The following is a 3,106-nucleotide window of genomic DNA, read 5'->3' on the forward strand; positions in this document are numbered from 1 at the left end:
CTCGAGCGCGCCAGCGCTCCAAGATCACAGCAGGCGGACCACCGCGATGGTGCCCACTATGACGATCACCGCGCGCAGTACATTCGGCGGCAACTTGCGGCCGACACGCGCGCCCAGCTGACCGCCGATGATCGAGCCGACCGCGATCAGCGCCACCGCCTGCCAGTTCACCTCGGCGATCACGATGAAGATCGACGCCGAGACCGCGTTGACGATCAGCGCCAGCACGTTCTTCACCGCGTTGAGCCGCTGGATGTCCTCGTGCACGAACACCCCGAGCAGACCCAGCAGCAGCACGCCCTGGGCGGCGCCGAAGTAGCCGCCGTAGATGCCGGTGAAATACACCGCGACCAGCAGGATCGGCCCGCCGTGCGCGGGTGCGGGGGCGTCCTCACCCCGGCGCCGCTTGACCCAGGCGGCCAGCCGCGGCTGCACCACCACCAGGATCAGCGCCGCGATGATGAGCACCGGAACGATCGCCTTGAACGCCTCGGCGGGCAGCACCAGCAGCAGCACCGCGCCGGTGATGCCGCCCAGCAGCGAGGCGGTGCCCAGCTGCAGCAGTCGCGATCGCTGTCCCGCCAGTTCGCGCCGGTAGCCGATCACCCCGCTCACCGAGCCGGGGACCAGGCCGATCGTGTTCGACACATTCGCCGTCACCGGCGGCAGGCCGAACGCGAGCAGCGTCGGGAAGGTGATCAGGGTGCCGGATCCGACGATCGTGTTGATGCCACCGGCCGCGACACCGGCGGCCAGGACCAGGAGCTGTTCCAACCAAGTCATGCGAGTTCCTTTGTGCCGTCTCGTCGGACGCGATGGTCCGTACAAGCGTGCGTTTCGCAGAAACCGTACCGCCCGCTCACTACCGGCCGGTTTCTCCAGGCCGCTTACCTGCCCGCGGGTGCACGCGGTATCCTCGAAGGATCATGCAGCGGGCACTTCTTCTCGGCCGCCGCGACGGGTTCTGATACGGACCGGCTCCCGTCGCGGGGTTCCAACGCGCCGGTCGACCCGCTCCCACCTGGGAATCCACTCACATCCACGGAGAAACTTGCATGTCCTCGGCTGACGCATTCGTATCCGCTTCGCGCACCATCACGGCCCCCGGCAAACCCGCACCGGCCGACCAGCCCGCCTGGAACAACCAGAAGAACTCCTCGATGCCCGCGTTCCGGTATCGCCCCTTCGCCGAAGAGGTCGAGCCGATCTCGGTGCCCGACCGCACCTGGCCCGACAAGATCATCGACCGCGCCCCCGCGTGGTGTGCCGTCGACCTGCGCGACGGCAATCAGGCGCTGATCGACCCGATGAGCCCGGCCCGCAAGCGCCGCATGTTCGACCTGCTGGTGCGGATGGGTTACAAGGAGATCGAGGTCGGCTTCCCGGCCGCCAGCCAGACCGATTTCGATTTCGTCCGCGAGATCATCGAGGACGGCGCCATCCCGGCCGACGTCACCATCCAGGTGCTGACCCAGTGCCGTCCCGAACTGATCGAGCGCACCTTCGAGGCCTGCAACGGCGCCCCGAATGTGATCGTGCACTTCTACAACTCCACCTCGATCCTGCAGCGTCGCGTGGTGTTCCGCGCCGAGCGCGACGCGGTGAAGAAGATCGCCACCGACGCGGCCGCGCTGTGCCTGGAGATCGAGCAGCGCTACCCCGACACCGCGTGGCGCTACGAGTACAGCCCCGAGTCCTACACCGGTACCGAGCTGGACTACGCCCGTGAGGTCTGCGACGCGGTCTCCGAGATCATCGCGCCGACCCCCGAGAAGCCGCTGATCATCAACCTGCCCGCGACCGTCGAGATGGCCACGCCGAACGTCTACGCCGACTCGATCGAGTGGATGCACCGCAACCTGGCCCGCCGCGACGCCATCGTGCTGTCGCTGCACCCGCACAACGACCGCGGCACCGCCGTCGCGGCCGCCGAGCTGGGCTACCAGGCCGGTGCCGACCGCATCGAGGGCTGCCTGTTCGGCAACGGCGAGCGCACCGGCAATGTCTGCCTGGTGACGCTGGGCATGAACATGTTCTCCCGCGGCATCGACCCGCAGATCAACTTCTCCGACATCGACGAGATCCGCCGCACGGTCGAGTACTGCAACCAACTGGCCGTCGCCGAGCGCCACCCCTACGGCGGCGACCTGGTCTACACCGCGTTCTCCGGCAGCCACCAGGACGCCATCAACAAGGGCCTGGACGCCATGAAGGCCACCGCCGACGCGCAGAACGCCGACGTGGCCGACATCGTCTGGGAGGTCCCGTACCTGCCGATCGACCCGAAGGACGTCGGCCGCACCTACGAGGCCGTGATCCGGGTGAACTCGCAGTCCGGCAAGGGCGGCGTGGCCTACATCATGAAGACCGATCACGGGCTGGTGCTGCCGCGCCGCCTGCAGATCGAGTTCTCCCAGGCCATCCAGGCGATCACCGACGGTGAGGGCGGCGAGGTGACGCCCAAGGAGATGTGGGACGTCTTCGCCACCGAGTACCTGAACCCGATCCTGCCGCTGGAACGCATCAAGCAGATCGTCACCGCGGCCGAGACCGACGGCGGCGTCGACTCCATCGTGGCCACCGTGATGGTCGACGGCGTCGAGCAGGAGATCACCGGCTCCGGCAACGGCCCCCTGGCCGCCTTCGTCGACGCCATCGCCACCGTCGGCTTCGACGTCCGCGTCCTGGACTACAGCGAGCACGCCATGTCCGCGGGCGACGACGCCCAGGCCGCCGCCTACGTCGAGGTCGCCATCGGCGACAAGGTCGTCTGGGGCGTCGGCATCGCCACCTCCATCACCACCGCCTCCCTGCGCGCAGTCGTCTCGGCCGTGAACCGCGCCGCCGCCCGCTAGTCCCAGCAGCCAACGAGGGCCGGGTCCGCACCACGCGAACCCGGCCCTCGCCATGTCGACACGAGATCGCTACCAACCGCGCTCCCAGCCACACGGCACACCTGAAACACGCGACCTCCCGCACTCCCAGCCACACCACCAACCCGAAGCCCGCCACCTCCCGCACTCCCAGCCACACCACCAACCCGAAGCCCGCCACCTCCCGCACCCCCAGCCACACCACCAACCCGAAGCCCGCCACCTCCCGCACC

Annotated in this window: 2 protein-coding genes; one reads left to right on the top strand and one right to left on the bottom strand. The window is 68.5% G+C overall.

What is annotated here, in order from left to right; all coding sequences use genetic code 11:
- Positions 1 to 24: 24 nt before the first annotated feature.
- A complete protein-coding gene (locus WA675_RS27215) occupies positions 25 to 783 on the bottom strand; it encodes a sulfite exporter TauE/SafE family protein (RefSeq protein ID WP_336088314.1) in 759 nt (252 codons plus the stop codon).
- 272 nt (positions 784 to 1,055) lie between these two features.
- On the opposite strand from WA675_RS27215, the gene leuA reads away from it, so the two are divergent.
- Entirely contained in the window at positions 1,056 to 2,855 is a 1,800-nt protein-coding gene (gene leuA, locus WA675_RS27220; RefSeq protein ID WP_336088316.1) for a 2-isopropylmalate synthase, read from the top strand.
- Positions 2,856 to 3,106 lie beyond the last annotated feature (251 nt).

The organism is Nocardia sp. SSK8 (assembly GCF_037034205.1).
Taxonomy (GTDB): domain Bacteria; phylum Actinomycetota; class Actinomycetes; order Mycobacteriales; family Mycobacteriaceae; genus Nocardia.

Excerpts from the sequence above, each read along its gene's own strand:
- WA675_RS27215 (WP_336088314.1), bottom strand. The coding sequence starts at position 783 with ATGACTTGGTTGGAACAGCTCCTGGTCCTGGCCGCCGGTGTCGCGGCC.
- leuA (WP_336088316.1), top strand. The coding sequence starts at position 1,056 with ATGTCCTCGGCTGACGCATTCGTATCCGCTTCGCGCACCATCACGGCC.